The organism is Rhizobium sp. Leaf311, from assembly GCF_001423445.1.
In the GTDB taxonomy this organism is placed as follows: Bacteria; Pseudomonadota; Alphaproteobacteria; order Rhizobiales; family Rhizobiaceae; genus Agrobacterium.
The window spans coordinates 254,728-271,325 of the sequence record NZ_LMNZ01000004.1 but is presented as its reverse complement, the minus strand read 5'-3'; the positions used below and the strand labels follow the sequence as shown (position 1 = coordinate 271,325).

The 16,598-nt window shown below is 58.6% G+C and carries 19 protein-coding genes; 9 read left to right on the top strand and 10 right to left on the bottom strand.

Annotation, left to right across the window (positions count from 1 at the left end; genetic code table 11):
- Window positions 1-23: 23 nt before the first annotated feature.
- The gene (gene chrA, locus ASF69_RS07040; protein ID WP_244475418.1) at window positions 24-1,370 is read right to left on the bottom strand and encodes a chromate efflux transporter; all 1,347 of its coding nucleotides are present in this window, start codon (window positions 1,368-1,370) and stop codon (window positions 24-26) included.
- Between the two features lie 141 nt (window positions 1,371-1,511).
- Here chrA and groES point away from each other — a divergent pair, with 141 nt between their 5' ends.
- The 3 genes from groES to ASF69_RS07025 all read left to right on the top strand — a co-directional run bounded on the left by groES (window position 1,512) and on the right by ASF69_RS07025 (window position 4,201).
- On the top strand, window positions 1,512-1,808 hold the full coding sequence (groES, locus tag ASF69_RS07035) for a co-chaperone GroES (protein WP_045229730.1): 297 nt from the start codon (window positions 1,512-1,514) through the stop codon (window positions 1,806-1,808).
- 66 nt (window positions 1,809-1,874) lie between these two features.
- Window positions 1,875-3,509, top strand: coding sequence for a chaperonin GroEL (gene groL / locus ASF69_RS07030; RefSeq protein WP_062586607.1), 1,635 nt, complete (start codon window positions 1,875-1,877; stop codon window positions 3,507-3,509).
- Window positions 3,510-3,754: 245 nt separating this feature from the next.
- Entirely contained in the window at window positions 3,755-4,201 is a 447-nt protein-coding gene (locus ASF69_RS07025; RefSeq protein ID WP_062586606.1) for a DoxX family protein, read from the top strand.
- Window positions 4,202-4,252: 51 nt separating this feature from the next.
- Here ASF69_RS07025 and ASF69_RS07020 read toward each other — a convergent pair whose 3' ends face one another.
- From ASF69_RS07020 to hisS, 4 genes are read right to left on the bottom strand one after another with little or no spacing between them, the layout of a single operon-like run.
- Window positions 4,253-4,663, bottom strand: coding sequence for a GFA family protein (locus ASF69_RS07020; RefSeq protein WP_062586605.1), 411 nt, complete (start codon window positions 4,661-4,663; stop codon window positions 4,253-4,255).
- Window positions 4,664-4,708: 45 nt separating this feature from the next.
- Complete coding sequence (gene hisG, locus ASF69_RS07015; RefSeq protein ID WP_062586604.1) at window positions 4,709-5,407, bottom strand: ATP phosphoribosyltransferase; 699 nt, start codon at window positions 5,405-5,407, stop codon at window positions 4,709-4,711.
- Window positions 5,404-6,525, bottom strand: coding sequence for an ATP phosphoribosyltransferase regulatory subunit (locus ASF69_RS07010; protein WP_062586603.1), 1,122 nt, complete (start codon window positions 6,523-6,525; stop codon window positions 5,404-5,406). The genes hisG and ASF69_RS07010 overlap by 4 nt, the downstream gene beginning before the upstream one ends.
- A gap of 9 nt (window positions 6,526-6,534) precedes the next feature.
- Entirely contained in the window at window positions 6,535-8,112 is a 1,578-nt protein-coding gene (gene hisS / locus ASF69_RS07005) for a histidine--tRNA ligase (RefSeq protein WP_062586602.1), read from the bottom strand.
- A gap of 155 nt (window positions 8,113-8,267) precedes the next feature.
- Between hisS and ASF69_RS07000 the strand changes: the two genes are divergently transcribed.
- The 5 genes from ASF69_RS07000 to ASF69_RS06980 are packed head-to-tail and all read left to right on the top strand — an operon-like array spanning window position 8,268 to window position 10,350.
- Window positions 8,268-8,501 carry a DUF6290 family protein gene (locus ASF69_RS07000; protein WP_062586601.1) on the top strand — a complete coding sequence of 78 codons (234 nt, stop codon included), beginning with the start codon at window positions 8,268-8,270 and terminating at the stop codon, window positions 8,499-8,501.
- Window positions 8,485-8,754: a type II toxin-antitoxin system RelE/ParE family toxin gene (locus ASF69_RS06995; protein WP_062586600.1), complete on the top strand. Its 270-nt coding sequence runs from the start codon at window positions 8,485-8,487 to the stop codon at window positions 8,752-8,754. The genes ASF69_RS07000 and ASF69_RS06995 overlap by 17 nt, the downstream gene beginning before the upstream one ends.
- Window positions 8,755-8,757: 3 nt before the next feature.
- The gene (locus ASF69_RS06990; protein ID WP_062586599.1) at window positions 8,758-9,522 is read left to right on the top strand and encodes a hypothetical protein; all 765 of its coding nucleotides are present in this window, start codon (window positions 8,758-8,760) and stop codon (window positions 9,520-9,522) included.
- 8 nt (window positions 9,523-9,530) lie between these two features.
- On the top strand, window positions 9,531-9,923 hold the full coding sequence (locus tag ASF69_RS06985) for a hypothetical protein (protein WP_062586598.1): 393 nt from the start codon (window positions 9,531-9,533) through the stop codon (window positions 9,921-9,923).
- A gap of 52 nt (window positions 9,924-9,975) precedes the next feature.
- Window positions 9,976-10,350: a DUF305 domain-containing protein gene (locus ASF69_RS06980; protein ID WP_062586597.1), complete on the top strand. Its 375-nt coding sequence runs from the start codon at window positions 9,976-9,978 to the stop codon at window positions 10,348-10,350.
- Between the two features lie 21 nt (window positions 10,351-10,371).
- Here ASF69_RS06980 and ASF69_RS06975 read toward each other — a convergent pair whose 3' ends face one another.
- Both ASF69_RS06975 and ASF69_RS06970 read right to left on the bottom strand, forming a co-directional pair.
- Window positions 10,372-10,797 carry a hypothetical protein gene (locus tag ASF69_RS06975; RefSeq protein WP_062586596.1) on the bottom strand — a complete coding sequence of 142 codons (426 nt, stop codon included), beginning with the start codon at window positions 10,795-10,797 and terminating at the stop codon, window positions 10,372-10,374.
- 14 nt (window positions 10,798-10,811) lie between these two features.
- A complete protein-coding gene (locus ASF69_RS06970; protein ID WP_062586595.1) occupies window positions 10,812-11,441 on the bottom strand; it encodes a DNA-3-methyladenine glycosylase I in 630 nt (209 codons plus the stop codon).
- Window positions 11,442-11,629: 188 nt separating this feature from the next.
- On the opposite strand from ASF69_RS06970, the gene ASF69_RS06965 reads away from it, so the two are divergent.
- A complete protein-coding gene (locus tag ASF69_RS06965) occupies window positions 11,630-12,352 on the top strand; it encodes a L,D-transpeptidase (protein WP_062586594.1) in 723 nt (240 codons plus the stop codon).
- A gap of 163 nt (window positions 12,353-12,515) precedes the next feature.
- On the opposite strand, the gene glcF is transcribed toward ASF69_RS06965, so the two are convergent.
- From glcF to ASF69_RS06950, 3 genes are read right to left on the bottom strand one after another with little or no spacing between them, the layout of a single operon-like run.
- On the bottom strand, window positions 12,516-13,838 hold the full coding sequence (gene glcF, locus ASF69_RS06960; protein ID WP_062586593.1) for a glycolate oxidase subunit GlcF: 1,323 nt from the start codon (window positions 13,836-13,838) through the stop codon (window positions 12,516-12,518).
- Window positions 13,839-13,874: 36 nt separating this feature from the next.
- Window positions 13,875-15,074 carry an FAD-binding protein gene (locus tag ASF69_RS06955; RefSeq protein WP_062587199.1) on the bottom strand — a complete coding sequence of 400 codons (1,200 nt, stop codon included), beginning with the start codon at window positions 15,072-15,074 and terminating at the stop codon, window positions 13,875-13,877.
- An 8-nt stretch (window positions 15,075-15,082) separates the two neighbouring features.
- Window positions 15,083-16,519: an FAD-linked oxidase C-terminal domain-containing protein gene (locus tag ASF69_RS06950; RefSeq protein ID WP_062586592.1), complete on the bottom strand. Its 1,437-nt coding sequence runs from the start codon at window positions 16,517-16,519 to the stop codon at window positions 15,083-15,085.
- Between the last annotated feature and the right edge of the window lie 79 nt (window positions 16,520-16,598).

Sequence of the window (16,598 nt, the reverse complement as noted above, 5' to 3'; positions counted from 1 at the left end):
CCGTCGGGCTCCCCAGCGGCACATCACATCAGCCAAAGCCGAAGGACGCCGCCTGCGATCCCGAGCGCCAGCACCGGCACCATTCCGACCTTCCAGCGCATCAGCATCAGCAGGGACAGCACCAGCAATCCGGTCGCGAAGGGATCGAGCGTCGTCCAGACCGGCCAGGACATGCCGGGGCCGAAGCTCGGCACAACGGCGATGCGTTTGACCTCGCCAAACAGCACATGCAGCCCAAACCAGAGGGAGAGATTGAGAATGACGCCGACGACCGCAGCCGTGATGGCTGAAAGCGCTGACGAGAGGGCACGATTGTTGCGCAGCTTTTCGACATAGGGCGCGCCGAGAAAGATGAAGATAAAGCTCGGCACGAAGGTCGCCCAGGCCGTTATCGTCGCACCCAGCACACCCGCGACCATCGGGTCGAGCCATTCCGCATGGCGGAAACCTGCCAGGAAACCGATATAGGGCAGGACCAGCACGAGGGGCCCTGGCGTGGCTTCGGCCAGCGCCAGGCCGTCCAGCATTTCGCCGGCGGTCAGCCAGCCGTGGGTTTCCACCGCTACCTGCGCGACATAGGCCAGCACGGCATAGGCCCCGCCGAAGGTGACGACCGCCATGCGCGAGAAGAAGCCTTGCAAATTCGCCAATGTCTCCGGCGCGGAGGAAAGGAAGATCAGCGCCAGCGGGATTTGCCAGATGACCAGCCCCAGCACGAGACCCCTCACCCGCGACAGGAGCGTGACGGATGTCGTTTCCGCATCCGTTTCACCCATTTCCACAGCGGCATGACGCGCCCGCAGAAAGCCGATCAGACTCGCTGCAAAAATCACCAGCGGAAAAGGCAGGCCGAAGATGAAGAGCGCGATGAAGGCAGCAGCGGCGATGCCTGCCAGAAAACGACTAACCAGTGCGCGCTTCGCCACCCTGATCAATGCCTCGATGACAATGGCCAGCACGCAGGCTTTCAAACCAAACAGCAGGCCCGGCAGCCAGTGCGTATCCTGATAAAGGCAATAGGCCGCGGCAAGAGCGACGATGGTCAGGAAGCCCGGCAGAATGAAGAGCGTTCCGGCGATGATGCCGCCACGGACGCCATGCATCAGCCAGCCGATGTAAGTGGCAAGCTGCTGCGCCTCCGGCCCCGGCAGCAACATGCAATAGTTGAGTGCGTGCATGAAGCGGGCTTCCGATACCCAGCGCTTCTCATCCACGACAATGCGATGCATCATGCCGATCTGCCCTGCCGGCCCGCCGAAGCTTAGGCAACCAATGCGGGCAAAGACAGCGGTGAGCTCTGTGAGCGAGGGCCGGACGGTCGGGGAAGGGTCTGCAATATCTGTCATGAAACCCTGATAACCATTTTCCATGAAATTTTTCCGACAGGGCGTTCTTGACTCGCCATTGCTGCACCCCTATCTCTGCCTCGCTAGCACTCTCCAATGAGGAGTGCTAACAATTATCACGCGGACCTGACGGTCCGTTAAGTCATTTGATCGAGGGATTAGACAATGACAAGCACTACTTTCCGCCCGCTCCATGACCGCGTCGTTGTTCGTCGCGTTGAGTCTGAAGCCAAGACCAAGGGCGGCATCATCATTCCTGATACCGCCAAGGAAAAGCCACAGGAAGGCGAAATCGTCGCTGTCGGCACCGGCGCTCGCGATGATAGCGGCAAGCTCGTTCCTCTGGACGTCAAGGCTGGCGACCGCGTTCTGTTCGGCAAGTGGTCCGGCACCGAAGTCAAGCTCGACGGCGAAGACCTTCTGATCATGAAGGAATCCGACATCATGGGCGTTATCGGCTGATTTTAGCCGGTTCTTCTCAATCCTTACATGACAACCAATGGGCCGTGAGCCCGGGAGTTTTCTACAATGGCAGCTAAAGAAATTAAATTCGGCCGCACAGCGCGCGAAAAGATGCTTCGTGGCGTCGACGTTCTCGCAGACGCAGTGAAGGTCACGCTCGGCCCTAAGGGCCGTAACGTCATCATCGACAAGTCCTTCGGCGCACCGCGCATCACTAAGGACGGTGTTTCTGTCGCCAAGGAAATCGAACTCGAAGACAAGTTCGAAAACATGGGCGCACAGATGGTCCGCGAAGTTGCTTCGAAGACCAACGACATCGCCGGTGACGGCACCACCACTGCGACCGTTCTTGCACAGGCCATCGTTCGCGAAGGCAACAAGGCTGTTGCAGCCGGCATGAACCCAATGGACCTCAAGCGCGGTATAGACCTCGCTGTTTCCGAAGTTGTTAAGGACCTTCAGGCCAAGGCCAAGAAGATCTCCACATCTGAAGAAGTTGCACAGGTCGGCACGATCTCCGCAAACGGCGACAAGCAGGTCGGTCTCGACATTGCTGAAGCCATGCAGAAGGTTGGCAACGAAGGCGTTATCACCGTCGAAGAAGCCAAGACCGCTGAAACCGAACTCGAAGTCGTTGAAGGCATGCAGTTCGACCGCGGCTACCTGTCGCCTTACTTCGTCACCAACCCCGAAAAGATGGTTGCTGACCTTGAAGACGCTTACGTTCTGCTGCACGAAAAGAAGCTTTCGAACCTGCAGGCCATGCTGCCTGTTCTCGAAGCTGTCGTTCAGACCGGCAAGCCACTCGTCATCATCGCTGAAGACGTCGAAGGCGAAGCTCTTGCGACGCTGGTCGTCAACAAGCTGCGTGGCGGCCTGAAGATTGCTGCTGTCAAGGCTCCTGGCTTCGGCGATCGCCGCAAGGCCATGCTCGAAGACATCGCGATTCTGACCGGCGGTACGGTTATCTCCGAAGACATCGGCATCAAGCTCGAAAACGTCACGCTCGACATGCTCGGCAAGGCGAAGAAGGTTTCGATCTCCAAGGAAAACACCACCATCGTTGATGGTGCTGGCCAGAAGACCGACATCGAAGGCCGCGTCGCCCAGATCAAGGCTCAGATCGAAGAAACCTCTTCCGACTACGACCGCGAAAAGCTGCAGGAACGTCTTGCAAAGCTCGCTGGCGGCGTTGCCGTGATCCGCGTTGGCGGCTCCACGGAAATCGAAGTCAAGGAACGCAAGGACCGCATCGACGACGCTCTGAACGCGACGCGCGCTGCTGTTCAGGAAGGCATCGTCCCAGGCGGCGGTACCGCTCTCCTGCGCTCTTCCACGAAGATCACCGTCAAGGGTGCAAACGACGACCAGGAAGCTGGCATCAACATCGTTCGCCGCGCTCTTCAGTCGCTGGTTCGCCAGATCGCTGAAAACGCTGGTGACGAAGCTTCCATCGTTGTCGGCAAGATCCTCGACAAGAACGAAGAAAACTTCGGCTACAACGCTCAGACTTCTGAATATGGCGACATGATTGCCATGGGTATCGTTGACCCGGTCAAGGTTGTTCGCACAGCCCTGCAGAACGCAGCTTCGGTTGCTTCCCTGCTGATCACGACAGAAGCCATGATTGCAGAGCTGCCTAAGAAGGACGCTCCAATGCCTCCAATGCCAGGCGGCGGCATGGGTGGTATGGACTTCTAAGAAGTCTAGACCCTCTGAAATACGAAAGGCGGTCCTCACGGGCCGCCTTTTTTCGTTGTGGTGATGTTCATATTCATCACCAAGCGGTCGCCATGAAACAGAGCGGATGAAGGCTGGTCGTTCGCACCACTGTCTTCAAATAGTGAACAAATTGTCTCCAGTTGTTCATCTGTATTGAGACAGCGAATTGGCGCATATGTCATTTATCAATTAACGCCAATCGGGCAACATCTTCGGAGATTTCCATGTCCAGCAGTCAGAATGCACTCGTGCTTGTTGCGCGTATTCTTCTCTCCTTCATCTTCATCTTTTCTGGCTTCGGCAAGCTGACCGACCCTGCCGGTACGGCGGGCATGATCAGCGGCGCTGGCCTTCCTGCCGCAACCGCTCTTGCCTATCTTGCAGGCGCTTTTGAGCTGATCACCGGCCTTGCCGTTCTCGTCGGCTTCCAGACCAAGGTAGCGGCCTTTGCTCTTGCCGTGTTCTGCGTGTTCACCGGCCTCGTCTTCCACAGCGGCACGGTTGCCGTTCCCGGCTGGCCTGATGCAGCTCTGGGCTGGATCAACACACTGAACGGCATCATGCTGATGAAGAACATCACGCTGGCAGGCGCCTACATTCTTCTCGGCACATTCGGCGCTGGCGCCTATTCCATCGATGCCAAGCGCGGTGTTGCAGTCGCGCACGCATAAGCCTTGACGTTTCAGACATGAAGAAGCCGCCGGACAACCCCGGCGGCTTTTCTATTGGGTGAAGTCCTTGGAATAAGCCGGTAGCTCTTCGATATCATCGAGCCACGCCGCCTTGGAGCGCGTCCAAATCTGCGCACGCGGCTTTAGATCAGAGCGCTCGTTGATGGCACCCCATCGGATGCCCCAGATGCCATCTTCCTGCTCTGCGCTGGTGAACAAGGGCGATCCGCACTCCCCGCAAAAGTGCTGCAAGCGCATGTTGCCGTTGTCGCCTGCCTTGCGGTAAACCTTCGGCTTAGCGGCAGTCAGCGTGATATCAGAGCGTTTGGCGCGGATCGTGACGCGAAACGGTGAACCGCTCAGACGCTGACAATCGGTGCAATGGCAAATACCCACCTTTTGTGGGTCTGCCTCCGCTTCAAATCCAATATTGCCACAGTGGCACTGGCCTGTAATGCGCATCGCTTCCTCCATCCATTAGAAGGAGAGCATAGAGCAATTACACTCTTAGCCAAGCGCTGCCTGGACCCGCGCGATAATATCCGCCACCACGGCATCGCCATCATGCTCGGCTTTTCGCGCCCGCACAAAACAGGCCTCGGAGCCTAAAATGACGCCATCGGTCAGGATTTTCAGGTGGTTCGCCTTGAGCGTCGAGCCGGTGGAGGTGATATCCACGATGATATCCGCCTGCCCTGCTGCCGGTGCACCTTCCGTGGCGCCAAGGCTTTCCACGATGCGATAAAGCTGGATGCCGTGCTGGCGCGAGAAGAACTGCTGCGTCAGCCGCCAGTATTTCGTGGCGATGGCCAGACGGCGGCCATGGCGGGCGCGGAACTCGGAGGCCACATCACCAAGATCGGCCATGCTGTCCACATCCAGCCAGATCTCCGGCACCGCCACCACGACATCGGCATGGCCAAAGCCAAGCCGGGCGCAGAATTCGACGCGATTTTCGACATCGCTTAAATCTTCTCGGACGAGGTCTTCGCCGGTAACGCCGAAATCAACCGTGCCATTGCCGATTTCGCGAGCGATTTCGGAGGCCGAGAGATAGGCGATCTCGATATCGTCCCGCCCCTCGATCCGTCCGCGATAGGAGCGGTCACTACCGATGGCGACAACCTTGAGGCCCGCGCGTTCCAGAATGGCAGACGAATCTTCCTTCATGCGCCCCTTGGAGGGCAGAGCAATGGTGATGGTCATGGTTTGGCCCTCACGGCTTCGATGCGATCCAGCCAGAGCGAGAAGCCAACCGCCGGTATCTTGTCTTTCGCGCCGAGCAGCGTCATCAGCCGGTCGAAGCGCCCGCCACCGGCCAGAACCGCCGTTTCACCTTCGACACCCACCTCGAACACAAGACCAGTATAGTAATCAAGCGGGCGCCCGAAGGCGGCACGATAATGCACGCTGTCCAGATCGATCCCGCCATTGGCAAGAGCAGCCACACGGGCATCAAAGGCGGAAAGTGCCGCATCGAGCTTCAGCCTTGCCTTATCGGCAAACTGCACAAGCGTCTGCGAGGCCTGCGACAAGGGCGCTTGCAGGGACAAAAACTGCTTCAGCAGTTCGAAACTCTCATCCGGCAGACGCGTGGCGGCCAGTGCCAGCTTTTCGCGCAGGCGTCTGGCAATCTCCTGCGGGGCACGGCTGGCATTGGTGGAATAGCCGGTATCCTGCATGACGCTGTCGATGTAATCGACCAGAACCTTTTCATCGCCCGTGGCGAGCAGACCGGCCACCCGCGCATCAAGCCCCGTCATCGGCTTTGGGCTGACGAGGCTTTGAAGCAGGGCATCAAGCTGCACCGTATCGCCGAATGCCTGGACCAGTCGCTTCTGCCAGCCTTGCGGCAGACCAAGCGCAGCGATGACCGCTTCAAACACCTGTTGATCGCCCAGCGTCACTGACAGCCTGCGGCCCGGAAGCAAACGCTTCAGCACGGCACTCGCGTCACTCACAGCACGGGCATCGGCGCTGGCGATATCCGTATCGCCGAGGTCTTCGATACCGGCCTGATAGAACTCGTTTGCTCCCTCACGGCGCTGACGGAACACCTCGCCCAGATAAGAATAGCGTTTCGGCGTGCCGGTAGCGGTTTCGATGTGGCGCAGACAGACGGGAATGGTGAATTCCGGGCGAAGGCAAAGGCTCGCCCCCGTCTCGCTTTCCGTCAGGAAGATGCGGCGGCGCAAATCTTCGCCAGCCATATCCAGAAACGGTTCCGCCGGCTGAATGACGGGGGTGTTGACCCGTGCCGTATTACGGGCCGCAAATTCATCCAGAAGCTCTGCGGAAAAGTCTGGCATATCGATCAGAGGCATGGAAGACCTTTAAACGTCATCAGCGAGGTCGCCGACTTGATTGCGATCGTAAGCTACGGTGCGATTTTCGCTTTCTTTTGCCCGGCGGCGATCCTCGGCCTGTGCTGCCAGGATTTCTTTCACCTTCGAAACCAGCTCCGCCTCCGGCACCGTTTCCTGCGCCACACGGGCTTCGCGCCATGAGGCGTTGTCCTCGATCTCACCCGACAGGCGCTTGCCTTCGATCAGGTCCTTAATCTGCACAGCGCCCTCGGCGCGTTCATCACCGCCCTGAATGATGGCGATGGGGGCACCCATACGGTCGGCATATTTCAGCTGATTGCCGAATTTCTTCCAGTTGCCCTGATACATTTCAGCGCGAATGCCTTCCGCACGCAGCGCCTGCGTGAAGCGCTGGTAGCGCCCCATGCTTTCCACGTCGCCGTCCATGACGGTAATAAGCACAGGCGCAAGCGGCTTTACCTGCCCAAGCTTTCCAAGGTTCTTCAGAGCCGTCATCAGGCGCGAAACGCCGATGGAGAAGCCCGTTGCCGGAACCGGCTGCCCCATGAAACGCGACACCAGACCATCGTAACGACCACCGCCGCCGACAGACCCGAAGACGACCTTTTCACCCTTCTCGTTGGTGACGTCGAAGGTGAGTTCGGCTTCATAGACCGGGCCGGTGTAGTATTCGAGGCCACGAACGACGGAGGGGTCGATCTTGATGCGGTCAGGACCATAGCCAGCGCCGGAGACCAGCGCGCCGATCATGTTCAGCTCTTCGACGCCCTCTGTGCCCTTTGATGTTCCAGCAATAAGCTTGGCGAGTTCATCAGCGCTTTGCGCGTAATCCTTGATCCCCACGAAGAACAAGACGTTCTCGATCTGCTCGTCACCCAAACCCGCGCCCTTGGTGAAATCGCCGGATTCATCCTTACGACCGGGGCCCAGCAGCAGCTTCACGCCTTCTGGACCAAACTTGTCGAGCTTGTCGATCGCGCGCAGCACGTTGAGGCGACGGCCAGCATTTTCCTCACCGCCAAGGCCGATGGCTTCCATCACGCCATCCAGAACCTTGCGGTTGTTGACCCGGATCACGTAATCGCCGCGCTTGATACCAAGCGCTTCCAGCGTATCAGCCATCATCATGCACATTTCGGCATCGGCCTGCACGCCCGGTGCGCCGACAGTATCGGCATCGAACTGCATGAACTGGCGGAAGCGGCCGGGGCCTGGCTTTTCATTGCGGAAGACATATCCCGCACGATAGGTGCGGAAGGGCAGCTGTATTTCGTTGAAGTTTTCGGCGACATGGCGGGCAAGCGGCGCTGTCAGATCGTAGCGCAGGCTCATCCACTGGTCGTCATCATCGGTCAGCGAAAACACGCCTTCATTGGGGCGGTCGCTATCAGGCAGGAACTTGCCGAGCGCATCGGTATATTCAAAGAGCGGTGTTTCGATGGGATCGAAGCCATAGAGTTCATAGACGCCACGGATTTTCTCGATCATCTCATTGGTGGCATGGATATCGGCAGCCGAACGATCCACGAAGCCGCGCGGCAGGCGGGCTTTCAGTTTCTGAGGCTTTTTTGCTTTTTCGCTCATGATGCCGGTCCAATTGTCTCTTGAAATCAAGCCGGTGTCATAGAGGACGAAGCCCTATGCGGCAAGGCCGCAGCTATGCAGATTTACTGGCGCACGGACGGAATTCATGCTAGGTGGGATACACGCATCCCACTCTGCCGCCGGGAGAAGAGATCATGAGCAAACAAACCGCCATCCGACTGCCCGACGAAACCTATGAGCGCCTCAAGGCTCTATCCGAGCGCACCGGCCGCACGTCGGCCTATTATATCCGCGAGGCCATTGAAAAGCATATCGAGGATATGGAGGATTTGTATCTGGCGGAAGAGGCAACTCGGCGTCGGCTTGAGGATAACGAACGCACCTATACTCTTGAAGAAGTGAAGCGCCGCCTTGGCCTGGACAATTGAGTTTCAGGAAAAGCCGCTCAAGCAGCTGGAAAAGCTTGGGAAACCCAATGCAACGCGTATCATTTCCTACCTGACAGACCGTATTGCGATGGATGACAATCCACGCCGGACCGGCCAAGCACTGCAAGGCTCTGAGCTCGGCAACTATTGGCGCTACCGCGTGGGCGATTATCGCATCCTATGCGACATCCAGGACAACAGGCTGGTCGTTCTCGTCATCGAAATCGGCCACCGCCGGGAAGTCTATCGCTGAACCATGATCCTCGAAGCCATCAATTACGCTGCCACCTACGGCAAGACGCCGCCGGAATTCCGGCCTCATATCCGCTATTCCGTCAACCTCTGGGCGCGGGCGAACCGCTGCCGAAAGATGTGGGCTGAGCATGAGGAAAACAGCAGAAAGTTTATTCTCGCGACCGCGTCCAGAATGAAGCAGCGGCGTACCGCTGTCGTGCTCGGTTCCGGCCTCGTGCGTGATGTGCCGATAGGGGCGCTCGCATCCGCTTTTGACACGGTTGTGCTGGTCGATCTGGTGCATCTGGCAAGTCTACGTGCAAAGCTTTGGGCAAAGCCCGGAAACAACGTCGTTCTCAGCAGCCGCGATCTGTCCGGTTACGACGCCCTGAAGGCGGGACAAACGCCGGAACCCTTGAGTTTTCTGCGCCAAGTGCCCTATCTCGATCTCGTCATTTCCGCCAATCTCCTGTCGCAGATCGGCACCGGTGTGCAGCACCGCCTGGAGAAAGAGCCTGTAAATGCCATGCCTGACGATACGCTGCCACGGCTTATCCGCGCGCATGTGGAAGGGCTCTGCGGCTTGCCATCGAAAGTTTGCCTCATCACCGACACCGGCTTTGAAGTGACTGGCAAGGATGGAGCGGTGCAACAGATCCACGACCTGACGCACGGCGTGCAGATCCCGAAGATATCGCGGCAGTGGATGTGGCCGGTCGTGCCCTTTGGCGAAGAAAGCCGGGATTACCAGATCATCCATTCGGTGGTCGCCAGCGAGCTGGCCTGACAGCCATTGTGCTGACGTTTTTCCGTCGCTACATCTGTGCCATGCGTCCTGTCATTCATATGCTGATGTTTCTGGCCTGCCTGCTCTACGGGGCGATGCCCGCGCAGGCGGCGTTTGGGCTTTCAATCCCAACGAGCGACGCCAACAGCCAGAGGTCTCACGCACAGCACGCAGACCACGCCGCTTCGAAACCTGCGCCCCATCACGCCGGAAAGAGTGACCCCTGCCCGCATCGGGGCAGCATGAGCCATGCGCCTTTTTGCGCCGCCTGCCTCGTCGTTATTCCGCAGTTCCGCTTTGCCCCAAAGGCAAGGTTGACGCAGGTTCATCCGCAGGGCAATCCGCAGCAGGCCTTCATAGGCAACATCCCTGCGCCGCCGTTACCCCCTCCCCGCGCCTGACCTACATTCAAATAAAAACGCAAAATTCCGTCAGACACAGGAAGGATAATCCATGTCCATAAAAACCGTCTCGCTCGCCGCAGTGCTTGTTGCTGCTTTCTCCCTACCCGTCTCCGCGCAGGAAGGCGGCGGCCATGCGGGCCACGACATGTCAAAGAAGACGACATCCGGCAGTGCTTCAACCGAGGCATTCACGGAGGTCGCCAAGAAGATGCATGAGGATATGTCGGTGAATTACACGGGTGACGCCGATGTCGATTTCGTGCGCGGAATGATCCCGCATCACCAGGGCGCGATCGATATGGCCAAGGTCCAGCTGCAATATGGCAAGGACCCTGAAATCCGCAAGCTCGCGCAGGAGGTCATCAAGGCGCAGGAAGCGGAAATCGCCATGATGAAGGAATGGCTGAAGTCTCGCGGTCATTAAGACCGAAGACGGAGGGGCAGCTTATGGCTGCCTCTCTACCGTTATCGTGTAATTGGCACCAAGACCCCGCCGCGATGCGCTGAGAACGAGGATGGGGCGGATCAGCCATTCGGTATCTGCGCTGGGCGTCAGCACTGCCTCGTTGTTTCCCGCATCGCTGAAGAAGATTGCGTCGTCATCCGGCTTGGCGAAATCGAAGATAGCCATGACAACGAATTCGCTGCGGCTGGCCAGCGTTACCCTCAACGTTTCCCCGGCCTTGACCTTGAGCCGGTAGACATCACCGCGCCCTTGCCGCGTCCAGCCGTTCAAGACCAGCGGTCCGCCAGTCGGCAGCGTGGCAGGTTTCAATGTCTCGCCATCATCCAGCCAGATGCCATCCACATTGCGGCTTTCCGCCTGAACCGGTGTGGCGCAGGAAATGCCAAGAAGCAGGGCCAGAGCCATGTGTGAAAATCGGGTCACGGGCGCGCAAACTCCAGCCTTTGCAGTTCGATGCGAGAGCGGCAATGGCATCCTTCGATGTGATCATTGACCATGCCCATGGCCTGCATGAAAGCATAGATGGTGGTGGGCCCGACAAAACTCCAGCCGCGCTTTTTCAGATCTTTCGAAAGGCGGGTAGATGCAGATGTTATCGGGTTGGCGCGCAGGGTTGCATAGTCGAAAACGGGCGGACGCTCGTCCGGTTTGGGCTCGAAACTCCAGAAATAGCGGGCGAGCGAACCAAATTCGTCGCGCATCTCAATGGCACGTCGGGCATTGTTGACGGTGGAAACAATCTTGCCCCGATGCCTTATGATACCCTTGTCCGCCACGCAGCGCTCGATATCCGCTTCGTCGAACAATGCCACCCTGTCGAAATCGAAACCGCAAAAGGCTGCTCGAAACGCCTCACGCTTTCGAAGAACAGTCAACCAGGACAGACCGGACTGAAACCCTTCCAGACAGATCTTTTCGAAAAGCCTGATATCGTCCTTGACGGGACGCCCCCACTCCTCGTCGTGGTAGTGGGCATAATCCGGCAGTTCCTGCTGCCATGAGCAGCGGGTGATGCCATCTGCGCCCGTAAAAAGTCCGGTTTCACTCATGGAGCCATTGCCTTTTTCCCTGTTGGCTGGTGATTACCATTGATTCACCCTGTTTCAAAACCGCCTGCTAACCCTATTAAAAGGTTTAAGCAAAATAGCGGCTTTTCATGATCGCGCATTTACCATTCGCTGTTTTTGAGGTGCGAACGTGACGATTATTTTCCGGTGCCATGTAGAGAGTCCACCCGATGTCGATGAAATCCGTCTTTCTGGCGCTCAGCGTTGTCTGCGCCTTCTCCATGCCAGCCGTCGCCAATGATCGCTATCGTGAACGCCCGCCGGTCGTCGTCAGCCCGGATCTGACGGCACCATGGGTCATGCAGCTTGGCGGCAGGCAGGTTCGTCCGGTGGTTTATCCCCAGCGCCCCGTCCGCCCTTCCCTTTTCCAGCGGCAGACGGTTCAGCCGCGCGCGCAAGCCGTAGCGGCCAGACCGAATACGCCGAATATGCGGATCGCTCCCCAGTTCCTGCCGCAGATGGTGCAGTATCAAGGCAAGGAAGCGCCCGGCACAATCGTCATCGATACGCCAAACCGTTTCCTCTATCTCGTCATGGCGGATGGCAAGGCACGGCGCTATGGCGTTGGCGTCGGCAAGCCGGGTTTCGAATGGGCCGGCACGCACCGCATTACCCGCAAGAATGAGTGGCCGAGCTGGACGCCACCCCAGGAAATGATCACCCGCGAGGCCGCCAAGGGACACTACCTGCCAGCCTTCATGGAAGGCGGCCCGCAGAACCCGATGGGTGCACGCGCCATGTATCTCGGCTCGACGCTTTATCGCATCCACGGCACGAACCAGCCCTGGACAATCGGCAGCAACAATTCGTCAGGCTGCATCAGAATGCGCAATGAAGACGTGACCGACCTCTATGAAAGGGTCAATGTCGGCACCAAGGTGATTGTGATCTGATGGCAACGGTTGGGTGATTCCTGCCTGCCATCCGTTACCATGCCCTCGAAACGGACTTGTCGGCGCGACGGAATGCGTTAGAAGTAACGCATAAACTTGGCGGGGGACGTCAAGGCCGGAAGCGCTGTCAAAGCTGCATACCGGATTTTAGAAAACGGGCGGGTCAAACCGCCCGTTTTTTATTGAGTCTGCCAATGGCGTCCGGCTCCGCGCCACCATAGGCCCAATCCAGCAATTGCACGGTGTGCAGGACGGGCATGGACGCAGCGCTCGCAATCTGGGTGATGCATCCTATGTTGCCGGTGGCGATGATATCGGCCCTGGTCGCCTCGATATTCTTGACCTTTCGAGCCTTCAGCTGTGCCGAAATCTCCGGCTGGAGAATATTGTAGGTGCCCGCAGAGCCGCAGCACAGATGCCCTTCCGCCGGATCGCGCACGGCAAAGCCCGCTGCCTTCAACAAAAACTTCGGTGCCATCACGATCTTCTGGCCATGCTGCATGGAACAGGCTGAATGATAGGCCACCGTCAGACCATTTCGCTCAAGCGGCGGCAGATTGAGATCGGAAAGATATTCGGTAATATCCTTTGCGAGTGCCGATATCTTCTGCGCTTTTTCGGCATAGGCCGCATCCAGCCGCAGCATATGACCATAATCCTTGATCGTGGTTCCGCAACCCGAGGCGGTGATGATGATGGCATCGAGACCGCCATTTTCGATTTCGTCCATCCAGACGTCGACATTGCGCCGCGCGAAAGCCAGCGCCTGCTCTTGCCTGCCCATGTGGTGAACCAGCGCCCCACAACAGCCTTCGCCTTGCGGCAATACGACCTCGACGTCGAGCCGCGTCAGAAGCCGGATGGCGGCATCGTTGATGGCCGGATCGAGAACCGGCTGGGCGCAACCGGTGAGAATGGCAACACGCCCGCGTTTCTCGCCCTGCGGCAAATGAGAGCCTTGGTGTGCAAAGGCCGAAGCGGCGGGTACGGTTTTCGGCGAAAGATCCAGCATGGAAGCAAGCGGCTTCAGCGCCTTTGTCCGGCGCAAAAACGGTGCCAGCGGCTGGCCGAGCCGGGCGAGCCAGAGCGCCTTGCGAAAACGCTTCGGATAAGGCAGCACGAAGGCCAGCAACTGGCGGATCAGCCGGTCCATCAAGGGCCGCTTATATGTGTTTTCAATGTGGATACGCGCATGATCGACAAGATGCATGTAGTCCACGCCTGAGGGACAGGTCGTTGTACAGGCAAGGCAGGACAGACAGCGATCGATATGCGTGACCACCTGCCGGTCCGCCGCCCGGTCGTTTTCCAGCATGTCCTTGATGAGGTAGATGCGTCCTCGCGGACTATCGAGCTCATTGCCCAGCGTCACATAGGTGGGACAGGTCGCTGTACAGAAACCGCAATGCACGCATTTGCGCAGGATCTTTTCGGATTCGGCAAGGTCAGGATTGCTCAGCTGCTGTGGCGTAAACGAGGTTTGCATCAGCGAAGACCTCTCGAGGAAAAAAGATGAAGCATATCAGCGAGGTCCCATCTTGCCGGGATTGAAGATTCCGGCCGGATCGAGCTTCGCTTTGATGCGTCTGGAAAGCTCGTCTTCGGCAATCACGAGTGGCTCGAAAGCCGATATGCCGTGGCGGGAAGCGGGCAATGCCCGCAGCAGCGTGGAATGGCCGCCGCCGAGCGCCCGGATGTGGCGACTGAGCAAATTCGCCTCGGGATCGAACTCCATCTGCATCCACACCAGCCCGCCCTGCCAGTCGTAGAAGGCATCAATACCCGCTTCCAGCCGCAGCGCAGCCACCAGTCTGTGGCCTTGGGAGGGTGCCACCGAAACGCGCCATAGGGGCTTTGCCTGATCTGCCGCATAGGGAGCCACATTGCGAATATCGCGCCACAGCACCCTGCTTTCATCGGCGTCAAGAAAGCGAGAGGGGCCAAGCGCCGACAGAATGGTCTGCAGCTTTTGCGCCCGCGCATCAACGGAGGCCGGAAGCCCTTCCAGCCTTAGAACGGTTGCCGCACCATCGGGCAGAGAACCATTCAGGAAACGGGACCGGACGCTTTCCGGGAGATGCGCGGCACCGGAAACCTCGGTACTGGTTGCCATGGCAGCGGCCATCACATTGGTTGCCGCGTCGTCCTCCAGCCCGGAAATGAGCAGCGTGGTTTGCGCAGGCGGTGTTGGCAGCACGCGGAAGGTGACCTCCGTCAAAAAACCAAGCGTTCCGAAAGAGCCGGCCAGAAGCTTTACCAGATCAAGTCCGGTTACGTTTTTCATCACACGGCCGCCCGCCTTGATGATCTCGCCCTTGCCATTGACGAAACGGATGCCGAGCAGGCTGTCGCGCGCAGCACCCGCCACATAGCGGCGCGGCCCGGAAACATTGGCGGCGAAAACACCGCCGATTGTCGGCTCTCCCTTCGTGCCCATCAATGCACGGTGATCCATCGGCTCGAATGCCATCATCTGCCTCGCAGCAGAAAGTGCCGCTTCCACCTCCGCCACCGGTGTTCCAGCTTTCGCCGTCATTACCATTTCGGCTGGGTTATAGGCGACGATGCCACTGATACCGCGCGAGGACAGGGTGGCGTCCGCCTCCACACGGTTGCCGAAGCCGGAGCGCGTATTGCCACCAATGATTTCAAGCGAGCGGCCAGACTCCACGTAGTCGCGGATGATATCGGCAGCGCCAGCCTCATTTTCGGGAGAAAGCACGGACCTCGTCATGCCGGACGACCATCCAGCGGGAAGACCTTGGAGGGATTGAGGATCCAGCCCTCATCGAAGGCAGAGCGCACGGCCATCTGCTGTGCTAGGTCGGCATCGGAATATTGGTGGCGCATGAGATCGCGCTTTTCTATGCCGACACCGTGCTCTCCGGTCAGGCAACCGCCCGCATCGACGCAAAGCCGCAATATGCGATTGCCCGCCTCCTCCGCCTTGGCAGCTTCCTCCGGGTCATTGGCGTTGAAAAGAATGAGAGGATGCATGTTGCCATCGCCGGCGTGAAAAACATTGGCGACGCGCAGGCCGAGGCTGGCAACGATTTCACCCGTCTGCTGCAGCACATGAGATAACTGGCTAAGCGGCACCGTGCCGTCCATACAGATGTAATCGGCAATACGACCGGTTGCGCCAAAGGCGGATTTGCGGCCTTTCCAGATGGCAGCCGCCTCCATCGCGGACTGGCATTCGCGCACCGTCTTGACGCCGTGCTGGCGGGCAATGGCAACGATATCGGCCAGCATGGCGTCCATCTCGTTTTCCGATCCCTCCACCTCGACAATCAAGAGTGCGCCGACATCGAGCGGATATCCGGCCTTGGCGAAAGACTCGCAGATTTCGATGGCTGGCTTGTCCATGAATTCGATGGCAACGGGAATGATGCCCGAGCCGATGATATCGGCCACGCAGGCCCCGGCTTCATCAGAGGTCTCAAAACCGAAAAGCACGGGTCGGGCACCTTCCGGCTTGGCAAGCAGGCGCACGGTTGCTTCCGTGACGATGCCAAGCTGGCCCTCGGAGCCGCAGACGAGGCCGAGCAGATCATATCCGCTTGCATCCAGATGTTTGCCGCCCAGTTCCAGCACCGTGCCGTCCACCAGCACCATTTTCACGCCTAGGAGGTTATTGGTGGTGACACCGTATTTCAGACAGTGCGCGCCGCCCGAGTTCATGCCGATATTGCCGCCGATGGTGCAGGCAAGCTGCGAACTTGGGTCTGGCGCATAGAAGAAGCCTTCAGGGCTCGCGACTTCAGAAATGGACAGGTTCGTGACACCTGCCTGCACCGTGGCGGTGCGGTTGAACAGGTCCATTTCAATGATGCGGTTCATCTTGGAAAGCCCGATGACCAGAGCATCTTCCTGCGGAATGGCCCCTCCGGACAAAGATGTGCCCGCGCCGCGCGGCACCACGGGAATGCCGTAGCGGTGACAATATTTCAAAAGGGCCGAGACCTGAGCCGTCGTTTGCGGCAGCGCCACGGCAAGCGGCAGTCTGCGGTAGGACACGAAGGCGTCAGTCTCAAAGGGTACCAGTTCGCGCGTCTCGTGGATCAGGCATTCGGGCGGCAGAAGATCGGTAAGATCGGCAATGATCTTCGCCCTGTTGTCGAGCACGGAGGATCGCGGCTTGAGAAACTCTATCATCTGCGACATGTGCTCCACGCGCCTCCTCCTTGCGATGCAGAGCGGCGAGTTTACGAAGCTTTGCGCCTTGGACGCAAGCCATGCAAAT

What these genes read in the sequence shown, in the direction of transcription:
- ASF69_RS07025 (WP_062586606.1), top strand. Translation starts at nt 3,755, where the DNA reads ATGTCCAGCAGTCAGAATGCACTCGTGCTTGTTGCGCGTATTCTTCTC.
- ASF69_RS07010 (WP_062586603.1), bottom strand. Translation starts at nt 6,525, where the DNA reads ATGCCTCTGATCGATATGCCAGACTTTTCCGCAGAGCTTCTGGATGAA.
- ASF69_RS06980 (WP_062586597.1), top strand. Translation starts at nt 9,976, where the DNA reads ATGTCCATAAAAACCGTCTCGCTCGCCGCAGTGCTTGTTGCTGCTTTC.
- ASF69_RS06990 (WP_062586599.1), top strand. Translation starts at nt 8,758, where the DNA reads ATGATCCTCGAAGCCATCAATTACGCTGCCACCTACGGCAAGACGCCG.
- ASF69_RS07020 (WP_062586605.1), bottom strand. Translation starts at nt 4,663, where the DNA reads ATGCGCATTACAGGCCAGTGCCACTGTGGCAATATTGGATTTGAAGCG.
- ASF69_RS06975 (WP_062586596.1), bottom strand. Translation starts at nt 10,797, where the DNA reads ATGGCTCTGGCCCTGCTTCTTGGCATTTCCTGCGCCACACCGGTTCAG.
- ASF69_RS06950 (WP_062586592.1), bottom strand. Translation starts at nt 16,519, where the DNA reads ATGTCGCAGATGATAGAGTTTCTCAAGCCGCGATCCTCCGTGCTCGAC.
- groES (WP_045229730.1), top strand. Translation starts at nt 1,512, where the DNA reads ATGACAAGCACTACTTTCCGCCCGCTCCATGACCGCGTCGTTGTTCGT.
- ASF69_RS06965 (WP_062586594.1), top strand. Translation starts at nt 11,630, where the DNA reads ATGTCGATGAAATCCGTCTTTCTGGCGCTCAGCGTTGTCTGCGCCTTC.
- groL (WP_062586607.1), top strand. Translation starts at nt 1,875, where the DNA reads ATGGCAGCTAAAGAAATTAAATTCGGCCGCACAGCGCGCGAAAAGATG.
- hisS (WP_062586602.1), bottom strand. Translation starts at nt 8,112, where the DNA reads ATGAGCGAAAAAGCAAAAAAGCCTCAGAAACTGAAAGCCCGCCTGCCG.
- chrA (WP_244475418.1), bottom strand. Translation starts at nt 1,370, where the DNA reads ATGGAAAATGGTTATCAGGGTTTCATGACAGATATTGCAGACCCTTCC.
- ASF69_RS07000 (WP_062586601.1), top strand. Translation starts at nt 8,268, where the DNA reads ATGAGCAAACAAACCGCCATCCGACTGCCCGACGAAACCTATGAGCGC.
- hisG (WP_062586604.1), bottom strand. Translation starts at nt 5,407, where the DNA reads ATGACCATCACCATTGCTCTGCCCTCCAAGGGGCGCATGAAGGAAGAT.
- ASF69_RS06970 (WP_062586595.1), bottom strand. Translation starts at nt 11,441, where the DNA reads ATGAGTGAAACCGGACTTTTTACGGGCGCAGATGGCATCACCCGCTGC.
- glcF (WP_062586593.1), bottom strand. Translation starts at nt 13,838, where the DNA reads ATGCAAACCTCGTTTACGCCACAGCAGCTGAGCAATCCTGACCTTGCC.